The organism is Mesorhizobium sp. AR02 (assembly GCF_024746835.1).
GTDB lineage: Bacteria > Pseudomonadota > Alphaproteobacteria > Rhizobiales > Rhizobiaceae > Mesorhizobium.
The window spans coordinates 5,770,636-5,786,072 of record NZ_CP080531.1 but is presented as its reverse complement, the minus strand read 5'-3'; the positions used below and the strand labels follow the sequence as shown (position 1 = coordinate 5,786,072).

At 63.1% G+C, this 15,437-nt stretch carries 17 protein-coding genes and 1 pseudogene; 10 read left to right on the top strand and 8 right to left on the bottom strand.

The window, feature by feature from the left end:
* The first annotated feature begins 113 nt into the window (after positions 1 to 113).
* The 3 genes and pseudogenes from DBIPINDM_RS32175 (at position 114) to DBIPINDM_RS32165 (ending at position 1,896) form a co-directional block, all read left to right on the top strand.
* A complete protein-coding gene (locus DBIPINDM_RS32175; RefSeq protein ID WP_416361722.1) occupies positions 114 to 542 on the top strand; it encodes a MarR family winged helix-turn-helix transcriptional regulator in 429 nt (142 codons plus the stop codon).
* Positions 543 to 670: 128 nt separating this feature from the next.
* Positions 671 to 976 carry a hypothetical protein gene (locus tag DBIPINDM_RS32170; protein ID WP_258582977.1) on the top strand — a complete coding sequence of 102 codons (306 nt, stop codon included), beginning with the start codon at positions 671 to 673 and terminating at the stop codon, positions 974 to 976.
* A gap of 33 nt (positions 977 to 1,009) precedes the next feature.
* Positions 1,010 to 1,896: pseudogene (locus DBIPINDM_RS32165) on the top strand (sigma-70 family RNA polymerase sigma factor).
* An 88-nt stretch (positions 1,897 to 1,984) separates the two neighbouring features.
* Here DBIPINDM_RS32165 and DBIPINDM_RS32160 read toward each other — a convergent pair.
* On the bottom strand, positions 1,985 to 6,010 hold the full coding sequence (locus DBIPINDM_RS32160) for an AsmA family protein (protein ID WP_258582975.1): 4,026 nt from the start codon (positions 6,008 to 6,010) through the stop codon (positions 1,985 to 1,987).
* Positions 6,011 to 6,096: 86 nt separating this feature from the next.
* Between DBIPINDM_RS32160 and DBIPINDM_RS43710 the strand changes: the two genes are divergently transcribed.
* The gene (locus DBIPINDM_RS43710; protein WP_258582974.1) at positions 6,097 to 6,339 is read left to right on the top strand and encodes a hypothetical protein; all 243 of its coding nucleotides are present in this window, start codon (positions 6,097 to 6,099) and stop codon (positions 6,337 to 6,339) included.
* Between the two features lie 25 nt (positions 6,340 to 6,364).
* A complete protein-coding gene (locus tag DBIPINDM_RS43705; protein WP_258582973.1) occupies positions 6,365 to 6,523 on the top strand; it encodes a hypothetical protein in 159 nt (52 codons plus the stop codon).
* A 32-nt stretch (positions 6,524 to 6,555) separates the two neighbouring features.
* On the opposite strand, the gene DBIPINDM_RS32145 is transcribed toward DBIPINDM_RS43705, so the two are convergent.
* A complete protein-coding gene (locus DBIPINDM_RS32145) occupies positions 6,556 to 7,077 on the bottom strand; it encodes a hypothetical protein (protein ID WP_258582972.1) in 522 nt (173 codons plus the stop codon).
* A gap of 128 nt (positions 7,078 to 7,205) precedes the next feature.
* Entirely contained in the window at positions 7,206 to 7,802 is a 597-nt protein-coding gene (locus DBIPINDM_RS32140) for a TetR/AcrR family transcriptional regulator (protein ID WP_258582971.1), read from the bottom strand.
* Positions 7,803 to 7,918: 116 nt separating this feature from the next.
* Between DBIPINDM_RS32140 and DBIPINDM_RS32135 the strand changes: the two genes are divergently transcribed.
* Entirely contained in the window at positions 7,919 to 8,434 is a 516-nt protein-coding gene (locus DBIPINDM_RS32135; protein ID WP_258582970.1) for a DinB family protein, read from the top strand.
* A gap of 40 nt (positions 8,435 to 8,474) precedes the next feature.
* On the opposite strand, the gene DBIPINDM_RS32130 is transcribed toward DBIPINDM_RS32135, so the two are convergent.
* Both DBIPINDM_RS32130 and DBIPINDM_RS32125 read right to left on the bottom strand, forming a co-directional pair.
* The gene (locus DBIPINDM_RS32130) at positions 8,475 to 8,987 is read right to left on the bottom strand and encodes a hypothetical protein (RefSeq protein ID WP_258582969.1); all 513 of its coding nucleotides are present in this window, start codon (positions 8,985 to 8,987) and stop codon (positions 8,475 to 8,477) included.
* The gene (locus tag DBIPINDM_RS32125; protein WP_258582968.1) at positions 8,988 to 10,406 is read right to left on the bottom strand and encodes an FAD-binding oxidoreductase; all 1,419 of its coding nucleotides are present in this window, start codon (positions 10,404 to 10,406) and stop codon (positions 8,988 to 8,990) included.
* Positions 10,407 to 10,572: 166 nt separating this feature from the next.
* Between DBIPINDM_RS32125 and DBIPINDM_RS32120 the strand changes: the two genes are divergently transcribed.
* Complete coding sequence (locus tag DBIPINDM_RS32120) at positions 10,573 to 11,052, top strand: thioesterase family protein (RefSeq protein ID WP_258582967.1); 480 nt, start codon at positions 10,573 to 10,575, stop codon at positions 11,050 to 11,052.
* A 222-nt stretch (positions 11,053 to 11,274) separates the two neighbouring features.
* Entirely contained in the window at positions 11,275 to 11,472 is a 198-nt protein-coding gene (locus DBIPINDM_RS32115) for a hypothetical protein (protein ID WP_015317249.1), read from the top strand.
* A 53-nt stretch (positions 11,473 to 11,525) separates the two neighbouring features.
* Here the strand turns inward: DBIPINDM_RS32115 and DBIPINDM_RS32110 are convergent, their stop codons facing one another.
* A complete protein-coding gene (locus tag DBIPINDM_RS32110) occupies positions 11,526 to 12,005 on the bottom strand; it encodes an Lrp/AsnC family transcriptional regulator (RefSeq protein ID WP_258582966.1) in 480 nt (159 codons plus the stop codon).
* A gap of 89 nt (positions 12,006 to 12,094) precedes the next feature.
* Between DBIPINDM_RS32110 and DBIPINDM_RS32105 the strand changes: the two genes are divergently transcribed.
* Positions 12,095 to 13,012 (top strand): EamA family transporter, encoded by a 918-nt coding sequence (locus DBIPINDM_RS32105; protein ID WP_258582965.1) that lies wholly within the window; start codon positions 12,095 to 12,097, stop codon positions 13,010 to 13,012.
* Between the two features lie 9 nt (positions 13,013 to 13,021).
* Here DBIPINDM_RS32105 and DBIPINDM_RS32100 read toward each other — a convergent pair whose 3' ends face one another.
* Together DBIPINDM_RS32100 and DBIPINDM_RS32095 are read right to left on the bottom strand one after the other, a co-directional pair.
* A complete protein-coding gene (locus tag DBIPINDM_RS32100; RefSeq protein WP_258582964.1) occupies positions 13,022 to 13,909 on the bottom strand; it encodes a dienelactone hydrolase family protein in 888 nt (295 codons plus the stop codon).
* A gap of 91 nt (positions 13,910 to 14,000) precedes the next feature.
* Complete coding sequence (locus tag DBIPINDM_RS32095; RefSeq protein ID WP_258582963.1) at positions 14,001 to 14,906, bottom strand: LysR family transcriptional regulator; 906 nt, start codon at positions 14,904 to 14,906, stop codon at positions 14,001 to 14,003.
* Positions 14,907 to 14,927: 21 nt separating this feature from the next.
* On the opposite strand from DBIPINDM_RS32095, the gene DBIPINDM_RS32090 reads away from it, so the two are divergent.
* A complete protein-coding gene (locus DBIPINDM_RS32090; RefSeq protein WP_258582962.1) occupies positions 14,928 to 15,392 on the top strand; it encodes a hypothetical protein in 465 nt (154 codons plus the stop codon).
* Positions 15,393 to 15,437: the final 45 nt, after the last annotated feature.

The following is a 15,437-nucleotide window of genomic DNA, read 5'->3' as shown; positions in this document are numbered from 1 at the left end:
GAAGACGCCGGCGACTTTGTTGGTTCGCTATGTATCGTAACACGATATAAATTCAAGCTGGTTTTGCATCAAAACCGTTTGAGCCTTTTGCCGGAATGGAACAAATGTCTGGAATGACGCAGCTCAAAAAATCACGCCCCGCCATCAAACAGGCCGACTATCAGCGGCTGTCCGAGTTCCGATACCTGATCCGCCGCTTCCTCGAATTCAGCCAGATCCAGGCGGAAGACGCCGGGCTGACGCCGCGCCAGCACCAGGCGCTGCTGGCGATCAAGGGCTATCCGGGCGGCGGACCGGTGACGGTCGGCGACCTGGCGGAGCGCCTGCGCATCCGCCACCACAGCGCCGTCGAACTGGTCAACCGCCTGAGCGAGGCCGGGCTGGTCGCAAGGGATCAGGACAAGGACGACCATCGCCGTGTGCTGCTGCGGCTGACCGACCGCGCCGACGACTGCCTGGCCGAGCTCTCGGCGGTGCATCTCGACGAGCTTTCCCGCATCGAGCCCATGCTGCGCCGCCTGCTCGATCAGGGCCGCGAGTGACGCCCAGGCGTCATGCGCTGGATGGCACCTGTCATTTTTTTGCGGCGCTCGAATCCTTTGGCCTTTCCGCAACGTCTAGGGAATGAACGCCTCGAAGGGCGCAAGGGCAATCAAAAGGAAGACCAGAGATGAAACGTCATCTGATACGCTACAAGATGAAGCCGGAACGGGCCGATGAGAACGAGCAGTTGATCAAGGCCGTTTTCCAGGAATTGCGCGACAAATCACCGGACGGCGTTCGCTATATGACATTGCGCGCCGACGATGGGACATTCGTCCATCTGGTCGAGACGCAGACCGATGCGCATTCTGACATCATCACCGGGCTAGCCGCATTCGAGGCTTTTCAAAACGGCTTCAGGGATCGCTGCAGCGAACGCCCGGAGCGAGAGGAGATGACAGTGGTGGGCAGCTACCGGGTGCTGGATGAGTAACCGAGGCTGGTGGCGTCGCGGAACAGGAGGCTTATGAACATCCCCATTCCTGGCGAGCACCGCGAGCTTTTTGACGCCTTTTTGGGGAATTGCGTCCCAAGCTGCACCGTTACTGCGCCCGCATGACCGGCTCGGTCATCGATGGCGAGGACGTGCTGCAGGAGGCGCTGGCCAAGGCGGTCGAGGCCTTGCCCGGTGCCGGCCCGATCGCCAATCCGGAAGGCTGGCTGTTTCGCATCGCCCACAACGCGGCGCTCGACTTTCTGCGCCGACGCTCCCGCGAAAAGACCTCTGCCGAGGAGGATCCGGACATGATCATCGACCCGGCAAATTCCATCATCGATCGTCAAGCCGCTTCTGCCGCGCTGCACAGCTTCATGCGCCTTCCCGTCGCACAGCGAAGCAGCGTGATCATGATGGACGTTCTGGGCTACTCCCTTCAGGAGATCAGCGCCACACTCGACACCAGCATCCCCGCGGTCAAGGCGGCACTGCATCGTGGCCGCGACCGGCTGCGCCAGATTGCCGACGAGCCTGACGACCGCCCTCTCCCCAGACTGAGCGCCGCCGAGCGTCTGCTGCTCAATGCCTACATCGATCGCTTCAATGCCCGTGATTTCGACGCGGTGCGCGACATGCTGGCGCAAGAGGTACGGCTGGAGCTGGTGGCCAGGACACGGCTCAATGGCCGCAAGGAAGTGGCCACCTATTTCGGCAACTATTCCCGGGTGCAGGATTGGCGTCTTATGCCTGGCTTCGTTGAAAACAGGCCGGCAATCCTCGTCTGTGACCCCAACGACCCGACGGCGCGGCCGACCTATTTCATCCTGCTGGCCTGGCAGGACGGCAGACTTGCCGCCATCCGCGATTTTCGCCACGCCCGCTACGTCGCCGACGATGCCAAACTGTTCGTGCTTTGAAACGATTTCGGACGAGTGACGGGAGGACTTGCCCTACTGCCCTACTGCCCTACTGCCCTACTGCCCTACTGCCCTACTGCCCCTGCTGCTACTGCAACGACTTCAGCAGATTGTCGATCGTGAACGGATTGGCCTTTGGCTTGGCCGGCGGATTGTCGCTGGCTTCCGGCAGCGGCGCCCGCTCGACCTTCGGCTCGGCGGCCTTGCGTTCGGCCTCTAGTCGCGCTTTTTCCTGCGAAGCGATACGCTTCGCCTCTTCGGCCTTCTGCCGCTGTTCTTCATCGGCCTGCGCCTTGGCTGCCTCGTCGGCGGCCTGCTGCTCGGCCGCCGCCTTTGCATCAGCATCAGCCTTGGCCTTCGCGTCGGCATCAGCCTTGGCTTTGGCCTCAGCATCCGCCTTGGCTTTAGCGTCTGCCTCGGCCTGAGCCTTCGCATCCGCTTCGGCCTTCGCCTGGGCGTCAGCCTCCGCTTTCGCCTTGGCGTCCGCCTCCGCCTTCAGCCGCGCCGCCTCCTCCTGTTGACGCAGTTCCTCGGCGGCCTTGTCGCGTGCATCCTGCAGCGCTGCGTAATAGCGCACCTCACGCCGCAGCCTCTGCTTCTCCAGCAACGCCGCCTGCATCGCCTCGACGCGCTGCTGTTCCTTTTCCAGCGCGCGCTGGGTCAGGAACTGCGCCAGCGGCTCGCTGTCGAACTGACGCTTCACGGCACCGAACGGCCCTTCGGCGGTGAAATTGACGGCCGGCTCGGAGCCGACCAGCGCCTCGTCGCCGGGCCGGTAGGTGATCGCCCCCTTGGCGGAAACCGTGCTTGCGTTGAGGTCGGCCGTGATATCGGCGGACAAGGTCGCCGCCGGGTTTTCGAGGCTGATAGGCGGCGCCCTGAGCGTGCCGCCGGCAATCGTGAAGGCGATGTCGGCATCCTTGGCGGCAAAATTGCCATCGGCGGCGATCTGGGGCGCGAAGCCCGCGGTCTTGGCCGCGTCGATGTCGCGCCCGATCGCATCCGCCTTGGCCAGCAAAGTGCTGAACGCACCGGGGTTGACGCCGGCAACCTGCAAGCCCTTCAGCGCTGCCGTGCCGGAACCCGATAGTGCAGCGATCATCGCATCGACCGACTTGCCGCTGGTCGACAGCGTCGTCGAGAAATCGCTGATGCCGCCAATGCCGGCATCCGGCAACACGTTTGCCAGATCGGCACCCGCCAGTTTCATCTGGCCGGTGAAAAGCCCGGTGCCGTCATTGTTCTTCAACTCGAACAGGCCGGTCAGTGCGCCACCAAGGAATTTTGCCTTGAGATCCGAAACACGGATACCCTCCTGGTCGAGCTTCAACGCAAAGGACGCATCATAGGCGGTGGCGAACGGGCCGGCGGCCAGTGCTGCCGTCGTCAGGTCGAGGTCAGCGGTGAACGGCAGGCTGGATTTCTGGCTGAAGGGTGCTGCCGGCCACGCGCCGCCCTTTTCGCTCGCACTTTTGTCGGCCGCATTTTTGTCAGCCGCATTTTTGTCGGCCCCATTCTTGTTGGCCCCATTCTTGTCGGCAAGGAAAGCCGAATCGCCAAACAGCGCCACCGCCATTGGATCGAGGTCGAGTTCGTCGAGTGCCAGCGCGCCGGCCAGATGCGGCACACCGTCCTTGGCGTCGATGTTGACGTCGCCGGACACGGCCGCCTCGTTGATGGCGCCGCTGACATTGTCCAGCACCAGCAGGCCGTTGCCATAGTCGCCTTGTGCCGAGAGCGAGGTCGACATGCCCGCCCCCATGCCCGGCAGGCCGATGCCGGATGTCATCAGCCACGGTTCGATATCGGCGGCATCGAGGTTAATCTTGCCCTTGGCGGTGGGGCCTTGCGGCGTATCGGCGATCGTGCCTTCGAAGCCAGCCTTGAAGTCATTGCCGGCGAGGCTGAAACTCGTCGTCAGGCCACCGCCAAATGTGCCCTTGGCCGAAATATCAGTCGTTGCCTCGCCCAGCATGCCGAGCGGCAGCGCCGGCAGGCCGTAGAGCGCGAGCAGCGCCGTGGCATCGGGGTTTTTGGCGTTGAAGGTCAGCGTCACCGGCGCGTCGAGAAGCTTGTCCGGCGCTCCCTTCCCCGAGAGCGAGGCGGAAAAGGCCGAGCCGCCGGCCTTGCCTTGCCCGCTCACCGCCAGGCCCGTCGTGCCGTCGCCATTGTCGGCTGCACTTGCGACGAGGTCGACGCGCGCATCCTGGAACAGGTCGGGATAGGCTGCTGCTCGGCTCGCCAGCCCTTTCAGCACCGCATTGTCTGGATAATGCTGCGCGGCAACGTCGATCAGCGGCTTCAGATCGACAGCGACAATTGACGCATCGAGCTTGCCGGTGGGGCTCGCCGGAAAATCCTTGATCCGGCCCGTGGCGCTGATCGAGGCGCCGGCCAGCCCGCCAACCGAGAGCCGGTCGACTTCAAGCAACCCGTCGCGCAACCTGAGCGCGGTGTCGACTGTATCGGCCGTGAGCCCGCCGGCACTGACCGGCCCGGCCTTGATCTGGAAATCGAGGTCGCTGTTGGCAAAGCGGTTGGCGCCCTTGTCGCTGACGAAGATCGAGGCGAAGGCCGCCAGCCCGTCGACATCGAGTTCACCGCCCTCGAGCCGCATCAGCACCGAGGGCTTTGCATCGTCAGGCTGGCTGGAATCGATGCGGCCGGAAAATTTCGCCTTGCCGAGGATCAGCTCAAGGTCGCTGAAGGATTGATGGTTTTCCGAAAGGTCGACCTTGGCCTTGAAGCCGGCGGCGGGCAGACGGCGGATCGCCTCGTCGACATCCCTGGACAGCCACGCTGCAAAACCCGAAGGTTGCGCCACGGCCAACAGCAACGAGCCGGTGAAGCCGAAATGGCTCTGCACGTTGAGCACCAGCATGCCATCGGCTTCCAGCGTGGTGCGGCCCGGCAGGGTCGCGGCAAGCGACTTTATCTTCCAGCCACCGTCGACCGGCTCGGCCGAGAGATGCACGTCGCGCACCGTGGTGTCGCCGGCCACCACCGCCGGCAGCTTGACCTCGACAGTGCCGGGAATGGTCGGCTTCGGCAGATCGAGCAACGCCTGCTCCAGCCCCGCAATACGCTGATCCAGTGTCAGGCCGGCGCCGGCCGGCGCACCCACCGCCTCGTCCAACTGCACCTGCGCGCCATTGGCTTCGATGGCGAAGTTCGGCTTCAGCCCGAGATCGACCGAGGCCTTGCCGTCGGCGGTGTAGGGATTGTCCAGCGGCCCGGTCTCGAAACGGAATTCGTCGACGCCAAGCTTCTGGTGGTCGAGCGAGAATTTGCCGTTCAGCCGGAAGCCGGGATCGGGCTTGCCGGCGCTGACCTTCACCGTCTCGCCATCGCTGCCGCGCAGCTCGGCGCTGTTCTTGTCGGCACCTGAAATCTTGAACTGGCCGGAATAGATGGCCGCACCGTTGACGATGCCGGCATTGCCGTCGGTCTCGATGACCAGCGGATAGGCATCGGGGTCGGCCTTCAGCCGCAGCCGCATCTGGCCGTTGCCTTCGGCCTTGCCGGTCGACGCCGCGACAGTGGTGCGCAACCCGTCCAGCCGCAACGTGCCGTCCATGCGCCAGGGGCCGGCCAGGGATTTGGCCGAAATGGTCGAGTTGATCTCGGAAAAGATGTGGCTCCGTCCGCCGGCGGCGTGGCGCAGTTCGATCTGCCCTTCCGTCACGGTCAGCTTCTCGATCGAGATCTGGTTGAGGTCGAAGGGCGAGGATGGCCGCATCGCCCAGTCGACAGTACCGTCATTGGCAATATCGATGGTCGCCTTCGGGTGCACCAGCCGCATGTCGAAGATCAGCACCTCGCCGCGCAGGAAGGGCGCCAGCTCCGCATCCATCGAAAACGTCTCGACGGTCATGGCCGGCTGGCCGTTAGGCCCGCCGGCGACGGCAACGTTGGAGAAAGTCACCGAGGGGAACGGCAACAGCCTTGCCGTGGCATCGCCCTGCACGGTCACCTTGCGACCGAGGATGGCGCTTGCCTCGCGTTCGAATTCGGCGCGGTAGCCGGTCCAGTCGACAAAATACGGCACCACCAGCGCCGCGCACAGCACCAGCACGAACAAGCCACCAAAGATCACGAACAGGCGTGCGAGCATCAGCTCCGAACAGGTTGATTGAAATTCTGCCGCACTCTACCCGCATCCGCGTGTCGATAAAGAGGCAATTCATCCAGTATTGCGTCATGTCGGGCGATCTGAAACAAATCCGGGAAAAACGTAGATTTTCGGATGTCGGGCAAGAACTGGGACCGCGTGCCGATCGACGCGCAGAGCGTCGATGCGCCGCTTTCGCAGTCGGCGATTTTCTTGTCGTCACCGTCACCGGCGAACAGCCGGCCCCGGCCAAGGTTTGTTCCGTGCTCGGCGAACTTGACGATTTGGTCAAGACTGTCGGCTTCCGCGACCTTGGCGGCCGCCGGCTATAGCAGGTATCTCTGGGTCACCGAAAAGATGCTGCGGCGCATGTATGTCGGCGACCCGCCGGACGCCTGCGATCGGCTGCTCGATGTTTCGACGCCGCAGACCGGCACGACATTCTTCGCACCGACACGCCCGATGCTGCAGGCCCTTGTCGAGGGCGCCCAGCAGCAGCTTCCCGCCGCGCGGTAAAACGGCGGGTTATCGCGCCTGTCCGCCGGACTTCAGCGTGCGTCGCGCTTCGCTTGCGCCACCTTGCCCGCCTTGCGCTGCCGGCCGAGTTCCGCCGGCCGGACCAGCTTCGGCGCCCGCTCGTTGGCCACGGCCCGCATGCCCTTGTGAGCCGTCCGCGAATTGAGCGCGGGACCGTCCGCCGGCGCACTTTGCTTCATGGCCAGTGCCTTGCGTGCATTACCGACCAGCGAAACGCGAGCCGCCAGTTGACGCCGCCGTTCGGCCTCGCCATTCAGCCGCCGCATCGCCATGGCCAGCACCGCGAGCTTGACCTGCGAGCCACCATCGGCCTTTGAGGGCGCAGCGCCCTTCGGTGCGCCCTTGCCGCGTATTTCACGGCGTCGGCGGTGCGCTTCGGCCTGCGCCTTGTCGCGCCGCTCGCGCAGCAGCTTGACCAGACCGGAAAGGTCGGCGTCGGAAAGGTCCTGCACCGCCGGATGGTGCGATTTCTCCACCAGCTCCGTTTCATCGGCGCTCAGCGCCCGCATTTCTTCCTTGCGTGAAATCGCCATGACAGTCCTCCTCAGCTGGCGCGCCTGTCTGTTCAGGTTTGCCGCTAGGCGAGTCTCGACCCGAATGGTGGCGCGGTCAAGCCGAGCCTTTTTTGTAAGGATACCCTGCGAAGGCCGAGCCACGCCGATCAGCGCGCGGATCGGCCGCGCAGATAGGCACAGACCAGCTCGATAAGTTCAGCTCGCAACGCCGGTGAATCGAGTTCGCCGTGTCGCGCCGCGCTGTGGACGACCCCCTCGACCGCGCCCGATAGCACACGTCCGGCAATCTCATCCCGCTCGGCATCAGCCTTGCCTGCGGCCGATGCGATCACGCCTTGGTAGCGGCGCAGATACTCCGCCTCGAACTCATCCTGCGTAGAGCGGGCGGCCAGCGGCACCTCGTCGAGCAGGACGCGATGCAAATCCTGATCGACATTATGGGCGGCAACGACGCCATCGATCAGCTTCGCCGCACGCTGCTCGAGGGTCATCGCCGCGCCATGCTCTTCCGAACCGGAAATCGCCGCCAGCACCGCGTCGAGATGGCGTTTGCGGATCTCTTCCGCCAGCGCCAGCTTGTTGGGAAAATACTGATAGATCGAACCGACGCTGACACCGCCTATCGCCGCGGTTTCGTTGGTGGTGAAATCCGCCCAGCCGCGCCGCGCCAGAACGCGAGCCGCCGCCTCCACAATCGTATCCACGGTCGCACGCGAACGCTGCTGCCGTGGCGCTTTGCGCACGTTTGCCTGCTCTGAGGGAACGCGAGTAGCCATATCAGGGCTTCCCAACCAAAATGCGACTGCCAGCTCACATTTATCGAGCCAGGCCCGCCACGCAAGTCCCGCCACGCAAGCCAATGAGAGACCACTATGAGCAGCAAGACACTGCTTCTGTCCTGTTCCGCTACAAATGCTGGGCCGACGATGAATTGCTCGCTTTGCTGGCCGAGATCGAGGATGAGCTACCCGACGAGCAGCTTGGCGCCATCCTTGAAACCATCAATCACGCGCATGTTGTCGACAGGATCTTTGCCTCGAACGTCGAGAAGAAGAAGCACGCCTATCGGGATACGGGCACCAGCAACACGCCGACGCTGACTGAGCTGTCCGAGGCGATCACCGAAACGGACCGATGGTACCTCCGCTATGTCGAAGAAGTGGAACCGGAAGCACTGGCGGAGACGATCCGCTTTACCTTCACGAATGGCGCCCCTGGCCAGATGTCTCGCGAAGAAATGCTTGCGCACGTCATCACCCATGGCGGCTATCATCGTGGCGAAGTCGGCCGCATCGTCGCCCAATTGTCGAAGCCCACGTCTCCCGACACGTTCACCGGCTATCTCCACCAGGCCGAGCCGCGGCGCCGGACATGAGAACCTTCCGAGTTCATCGCAGCCTCGGGCTCACCACATGTCATGAATTTCGGGCGCGCTGTCCAACAGCCTCCATCAGCACGGTCAAAACGGCTCCGTTGTGAAGGATGGTCGAGAAACTCTCGGCAATGAACTCCAGCGTTGAGTCGTGGAACGCCAGGATGAAATGCCGATAGTCTGAAAACAGTTCGGGCGTATGGGACGAATGAACCCGATTGGACTTTTCCAGGGAAGCGATCCACGACGAGTTCCGGACTTCAAATGCTTCGTAGGCCCGCAAACCCAACGGATAGAGACGATGGCCACTGATGGCCTCGTCGTTCGGCGGGCCGAACTGAAATGCCAGGTAAGAATCTGCCGTCAGGATGGCGACGGACTGGTTGCCCGTTACCGGTGAAACCGAACGCGGATTCGTACCATCAAAGGACGGATCGGGAGCATTGGCGATATAGGCGACGAGCAGTCTGCCTTCATCCGCAAACACATGAGGCAGTGGCGCGCCGGCGGACGATGGCGGCACCTCGATCGACAGCAACGTCTCGGCAGCCGACATCTAATGGCCGTCGCCCGGCAATATCTTGCCCGGGTTCATGATGTTTTGCGGGTCTAGCGCCTGCTTGATGGTGCGCATGATGTCAACGCCATGGCCGAGCTCGCTGCGCAGGAAGCCGATCTTGCCCTGGCCGATGCCGTGCTCGCCGGTGCAGGTGCCGTCCATGGCGATCGCCCGCATGTTGAGCCGCGCGACGAATTTTTCCGACAGCGCGATATCCCCGGGATCGTTGACGTCCATCAGCACCAGCACGTGGAAATTGCCATCGCCGGCATGGCCGACGATCGGCGCGATCAGACCCATTTCGGCGATGTCGGCTTCGGTCTCGGTGACGCATTCGGCAAAGCGCGAGATCGGCACGCAGACATCGGTCGACAGGCCCTTGGCGCCCGGCCGCAATGTCAGCGACGACCAATAGGCGTCATGCCTCGCCTTCCACAGTTTCGTCCGCTCCTCGGCAACACTGGTCCACAGGAACGGCCCGCCGCCATTCTCTTCGGCGATCATGCCAAAAGTCTCGGCCTGCTCGGCCACGCCGGCATCGCTGCCGTGGAACTCGACGAACAGGCACGGGCTCTCGGGATAGTCGAGCTTGGAATAATTCTTCATCGCCCGCATCTGCAGCGCGTTGACCAGTTCGATGCGCGCCACCGGAATGCCCATCTGGATCGTCGCGATGACGGCGTTGCAGGCCGCTTCGACGCTCGGGAACGGACAGACGCCGCCGGAGATCGCCTGTGGAATGCCTTGCAGCTTCAGTGTCAGCGAGGTGATGATGCCGAGCGTGCCTTCCGAGCCGACCAGCAGCCTGGTCAAATCGTAACCGGCCGAGCTCTTCTTCGCCCGCTTGCCTGTCGTCACCGTCTCGCCGTCGGCCATGACGGCGGTCAGCGACAGCACGTTCTCGCGCATCGTGCCGTAGCGCACGGCGTTGGTGCCGGAGGCCCGCGTCGCCGCCATGCCGCCGAGCGAGGCATTGGCGCCGGGATCGATCGGGAAGAACAGGCCGGTGTCGCGCAGATGCCGGTTCAGATCCTCGCGCGTCACGCCGGGCTCGACCGTGCAGTCGAGATCCTGCGGATTGACCGCAAGGATGCGGTTCATGCGCGAGGTGTCGACCGATATGCCGCCGCCCGGTGCGTTGGTGTGGCCTTCCAGTGAGGAACCGACACCAAAGGCGATGACCGGCACGCGATGCGCCGCGCAGGCGCGCACGATCTCCTGCACCTCGGCCGTCGTTTCCGGGAAAGCGACGCCATCGGGCGCCTGCGTCGGAATATAGGTGGTGGTGTGCGCATGCTGCGAGCGGATGGCCTGGCCGGTCTGGAAGCGCTCGCCGAGCTGCTGCTTGAGGATGCCGAGCACGGCCGCGATGCCTTCCTCGTTGCGTTCGACCGGGTTGAGGTCGCTCAGAGCCATGAATTCCTCCGCGAATGGACCAGCGCCCACGCTTGTTATGCGATTATGGATGATGCCTAAAGCAATTCCAGGAAAAGTGTGAAGCGGTTTTCCGTCCGGAATTGCGCCAGAACAAAGAGAACCTCACCGGCTACGCCGTGTCCAGCACCAGAACAAGGAAGTTTCAATGTCCATCCCCGCCCCCTTCGTCTCCAAGCCCATGGACATCGAGAAGGACTGGATCGATTACAACGGCCATCTCAACATGGCCTATTACAACGTGCTGTTCGATCGCTGCTCGGACGAGGCCTTCGAGGCGATGGGCATGGGGCTGGACTATGTGAAGGGACGGCGCCTCACCATCTACACCGCCGAAGTCCATGTCTGCTACGTCCAGGAACTGCATCTGGACCACAAGGTCCAGGTCTCCTTCCAACTCATCGACCATGATGCGAAGCGGCTCAGGGCTTACCAGGAAATCCGTCATGTCGACGGCTGGCTCGCCGCCACCTCCGAGACGCTGTCGCTGCATGTCGACATGTCCGGGCCGAAGGTTGCGCCCTTCCCCGCCGATGTGCTGGCCAAGGTCGAAGCCATGCGCGCCGCCCATTCTGCGCTGCCGATGCCGGAGCGTGCCGGCCGCTCGATCGGCATCAAACGCAAATAGAGCGACGACCGGACCTCAAAGCCACACCGGCAATCCAAAATCGCGAAACCCTGAAATCGGCCGGCACCAGTGCTTGAAGCGGCCTCACACCCGCGTTAACCTTACCGAGGTTTTAACGGGAACAAGCCAATTGAGCCGTTGAACGACTCAGCGCAGCGGTCGAAAACGTCCGCACTGGGTTGTTTTACGGGCGGCGGGGCGAAGCCGGTTCGAGGGACGTGCATGAAAACCGACATCAAGGTCGAGGTGGACAGGCTGGCCGCTGATCCGCGCATATCAGACTATGATTTCTGGCGTTCGCTCAAGAACGTCGACAACGAGATTTTTCACATCGCCAACAACAACGAGCCGATTCCGTTCGACATGATCCGCTGGCGCAGCATTTTGAAGCGCGCCCGCTTGAAGCGCGGCCACGCCTGACACCGGCGAGGCTGCCTGGAAAACATCGGGTAAACCAATCAAATCGTGCCGTTTCACGGCAACCGCTTGATCGCCGCCAGCGGCGAACGCGCCATCACCGGTGACGACTGGATGATGGCAGTGTTGGTCATCGCATAAGGAATAATCCGGTCGATCACCCGTTCGAGGTCGGTCACCGACCCGACATGCGCCAGCGCGATGAAGCAATCCTCGCCGGTCACCCGGTCGCATTGCGCAATCTCCGGCAACTCACGAATGATCTCGGCCACCACGGACAATTGCCCTGGCACTGGCCGAATGCGCAGCCACGCCGACAGCTTCAGGCCAAGTGCGGCCGGATTGATCCTGACCGAGTAGGCCTCGATGACGCCGTTCTCCTGCAGCCGCTTGATGCGCTCGGCGACGCTTGGCGCCGACAGGCCGACCGAGCGCGCCAGCTCCGCCGTGCTGGCGCGTGCGTCCTTTTCCAGCAGGCGCAGGATCTTCATGTCGGCCGCGTCGAGATCGATATTTTCGGTTCGAAGGCGTTTCACGGATGAATCCTTGCTTTCTGGAGGGAGATGATCAGATTGGTCGATCATCATCCATATATCTAGCAGAAACTGCCTGCGATACTGATCCAATGGATAATCAAACGCAAGTTCCCGCGGCCGGCCCGGTGCTTGCTGTCCCCGCCGGCCCTGGCCTTGGCGGACTGGCAACAAAATTGCCGCCGCATGTCTGGTTCGGCGTCAGCGCCATCTTCCACTATCTCGGGCCGGCCTTCGCCGTGCTGCTGTTCCCGCATGTCGGCGTGCTCGGCATGGCGTGGCTGCGCATCGCCACCGCCGCGCTGATCTTCGCGCCACTGACCCGTCCGTGGCAAACCTTTGCCCGCGCTGATCGCTCGACCCGGCTCCTGCTCATCGCTTTGGGCGCCTGCCTGGCGGTGATGAACTGTTCCTTCTATCTCGCGCTCGACCGCTTGCCGATTTCACTGGTGGCGGCAATCGAATTCGTCGGCACCATCGGCGTCGCGGTGATCGGCCTCAGGAGTCCGCGCAACCTCGCCGCTCTTGCCGTGGCCGTCAGCGGCACCTTGCTGCTCATCGACGTCAAATGGTCCAGCGATCCCATCGGTTTGCTCTGGGCCTTCCTCAATGGCGCGCTCTTTGTCGGCTACATCGTGCTCGGCCACCGCGTCGCCCGCGCCGGCGCCGGCGACGGCATCGCCGGCCTGGGTGCCGCCATGGCGGTCGCCTTCATCGTCGTGCTGCCGATCGGCTTCACCGACGCGCTACCCGCCTTTTTCTCACCGCCGCTGCTCATCGCCGCCATCGGCGTCGGCATCTGCTCCTCGGTCATTCCGTATGTCTGCGACCAGCTTGCCATGTCGCGATTGCCGCGCTCTAGTTTCGCGCTGATGCTGTCGCTGCTGCCGGTCACGGCAACGCTGATCGGCGTCATCGTGCTACGCCAGATTCCAAGCCTCAGCGATTGCTTGGGGATCGCGCTGGTGGTCGCAGGCGTTGCCTTCCACAAGCCGGCGAGCACGGATTAGGCAAACCGCCTAGGCCAGTTTCTCCTTCAGGAAAGCGATCGTCCTGCCCCAGGCGAGATCGGCCGCCTTCTTGTCGTAGCGCGCCGCCGACGTGTCGTTGTTGAAGGCATGGTTGGCGCCTTCATAGACATAGACCGTGTATTCGACATGCGCGGCGTCGAGCTCTTTCCTGAAGGCATCGATGCCGGCATTGGTACGATCGTCGAGCCCCGCATAGTGCAGCAGCAGAGCGGCCTTGATCTTCGACGCATCGGCGGCGTTTGGCTGCATGCCATAATAGGCGACGCTGGCAGCGAGGTCGGGCGCGTTGACGGCCAGCATGTTGGCCGTGCCGCCACCCCAGCAGAAACCGATGGCGCCGACCTTGCCGTTGCCGTCCTTGTCGGCCTTGAGGAAGGCGACGGTCGCCACGGCGTCGGCGATGGTCTGCGCCGGGTCGAGTTTGGTGAACATATCGCGCGCCTTGTCCTCGTCAGCGGGCGTGCCGCCGAGCAGCGACAGGAAATCCGGCGCGAGCGCCACGAACCCCTCCAGCGCCACGCGCCGGGCGACGTCACGGATATGCGGGTTGAGCCCCCTGTTTTCATGGATGACGATGACGGTGCCGAGCTTGCCCGCCTGGTTTGCCGGCTTGACCAGATAGCCCTTCATCTCGCCGCCACTGCCGGGATAGATGATATCCTCGCCCTTCACGCGCGGATCGTTGTCGGCGACGATCGCCGCCTGGGCGGAGTTCGCCGCCAGCATTGGCGCAATCGCCACCGCTGCCGCACCCGATCCGGCAAGCCTGGTCAGCTGTTCCATGAAGCGGCGGCGATCGAGCGTCAGATGCGTGTATTCGTCATAGGCGTCGATCATCGCCTGGGTGATGGCAGGCTTGGTGTTGGCGTCGGTCATGGCGCGCTCCTTCGGTCTCGGGATATGCGCAAGATAGGGGCGCGAGTCGCCTCGTCCAGTCACGAATGAATGAGACGTCGATCCGGGATTTTCATCGCGAGCGCATGAATCCGGTTGCCGCGTCGATGAACGCCCGCAGCTTTGGTTGCGCCTGGCTGCGGGTCGGGAAATAGAGAAACAGACCGGGTTTGGTCGGCAAATAGGGCTGGAGCACCGGCTCGAGCGCACCGGATGCCAGCTCGGCGGCGGCAACTCTGTCGGCGGAATAACAGAGGCCGACGCCTCTTGTGGCCAGTTCGATCATGCTGATGTGATCGTTGACCACGATGCCGCCGGGCGCATCGAGCGAGAATTCACGGCCGTCGCGCGCGAACTGCCAGCGATAGATTGTTCGCGCCGTCGGAAAGCGGTAGCGGATACATTCGTGGAGCATCAGGTCTTCGGGTGTTTGCGGCCGTTCACGCGTGGCGAAATAGGACGGTGCGCCAAGCACCGACCAGGCAAAGTCCGGAGTGATCCTGACGGCGATCATGTCTTGCTCGATGAATTCGCCGATGCGGATACCGGCATCATAGCCACCCGCCATCAGGTCGACCGAGGCGTCGTCGACGTCGATGTCCAGCGTAATGTCGGGAAAGGCGTGGCGAAAGCCGGGCAGCAGCCGATAGAGCACCAGATCCAGCGCAATGCGCGGCACCGAGAGCTTGAGGTTTCCCATTGGACGCTGGCTGAGAACCGACAGCGCGTCGAAGGCGTCGCCGATCTCGACGGAGGCCGGCTTCAACCGCGCCAGAAAATCCCTCCCCGCTTCCGTCAGTGCCACGCGCCGGGTCGTGCGCTGGAACAGCGGCATGCCGGCGCGAGCCTCGAGTGTACGGATCGCCTGGCTGACCGCCGCAGGCGTCACGCCAAGTTCGGCCGCCGCGACCCGGAAGCTTGCATGCGCGGCAACCGCGAGAAACTCGGACAGGCCGGTGAAAACGTCGGTACGGGCCATGCTGCTCCCAAGATTATATAGATGATGTTTATTGCATATACCGATTTCACCAATTTTTCCAGCCAATTTGATTCCGGTAGGTTGCCCCCCATCGACAGCATTCGAAAAAGGAGACGACCGATGAATACCATCGAGCAAATGGTGAGCCGCTATGTCGCCATGTGGCATGAAACCGACGCCGCCGTTCGGCGCCAAACGATCACTGAGCTGTGGGCGCCGGAAGGGGCGAACTATCTGACATCGGCCGCCTATCATGGTCATGCCGAGATCGAGGCGCGGGTGACCGCCTCGCATGAGAAAAATGTCGTTCAGGGACGCAACCGGTTCCGTGCAAGGCCGGGCGTTCAGCTCGTGCAGAACGGCGTCTTCTTGACTTGGGAAATGCTGCCACGGGACTCCGATACGGTGCTTGCTGTCGGCCATGAGTTCTTCGTCCTGGACGATCGAGGCCGCATTCTTTCCGACCACCAGTTCATCGTATCGTAAATCACACCGTCAACAGCCAGGCGGCTGCGCGAACAACAGGAAAAC

Coding starts and splice junctions, on each gene's coding strand:
- DBIPINDM_RS32120 (WP_258582967.1), top strand. CDS start 10,573: ATGTCCATCCCCGCCCCCTTCGTCTCCAAGCCCATGGACATCGAGAAG.
- DBIPINDM_RS32105 (WP_258582965.1), top strand. CDS start 12,095: ATGGATAATCAAACGCAAGTTCCCGCGGCCGGCCCGGTGCTTGCTGTC.
- DBIPINDM_RS32130 (WP_258582969.1), bottom strand. CDS start 8,987: ATGTCGGCTGCCGAGACGTTGCTGTCGATCGAGGTGCCGCCATCGTCC.
- DBIPINDM_RS32170 (WP_258582977.1), top strand. CDS start 671: ATGAAACGTCATCTGATACGCTACAAGATGAAGCCGGAACGGGCCGAT.
- DBIPINDM_RS32145 (WP_258582972.1), bottom strand. CDS start 7,077: ATGGCGATTTCACGCAAGGAAGAAATGCGGGCGCTGAGCGCCGATGAA.
- DBIPINDM_RS32160 (WP_258582975.1), bottom strand. CDS start 6,010: ATGCTCGCACGCCTGTTCGTGATCTTTGGTGGCTTGTTCGTGCTGGTG.
- DBIPINDM_RS32090 (WP_258582962.1), top strand. CDS start 14,928: ATGATGTTTATTGCATATACCGATTTCACCAATTTTTCCAGCCAATTT.
- DBIPINDM_RS32125 (WP_258582968.1), bottom strand. CDS start 10,406: ATGGCTCTGAGCGACCTCAACCCGGTCGAACGCAACGAGGAAGGCATC.
- DBIPINDM_RS32095 (WP_258582963.1), bottom strand. CDS start 14,906: ATGGCCCGTACCGACGTTTTCACCGGCCTGTCCGAGTTTCTCGCGGTT.
- DBIPINDM_RS32135 (WP_258582970.1), top strand. CDS start 7,919: ATGAGAGACCACTATGAGCAGCAAGACACTGCTTCTGTCCTGTTCCGC.
- DBIPINDM_RS43705 (WP_258582973.1), top strand. CDS start 6,365: ATGCTGCGGCGCATGTATGTCGGCGACCCGCCGGACGCCTGCGATCGG.
- DBIPINDM_RS43710 (WP_258582974.1), top strand. CDS start 6,097: ATGTCGGGCGATCTGAAACAAATCCGGGAAAAACGTAGATTTTCGGAT.
- DBIPINDM_RS32115 (WP_015317249.1), top strand. CDS start 11,275: ATGAAAACCGACATCAAGGTCGAGGTGGACAGGCTGGCCGCTGATCCG.
- DBIPINDM_RS32100 (WP_258582964.1), bottom strand. CDS start 13,909: ATGACCGACGCCAACACCAAGCCTGCCATCACCCAGGCGATGATCGAC.
- DBIPINDM_RS32175 (WP_416361722.1), top strand. CDS start 114: ATGACGCAGCTCAAAAAATCACGCCCCGCCATCAAACAGGCCGACTAT.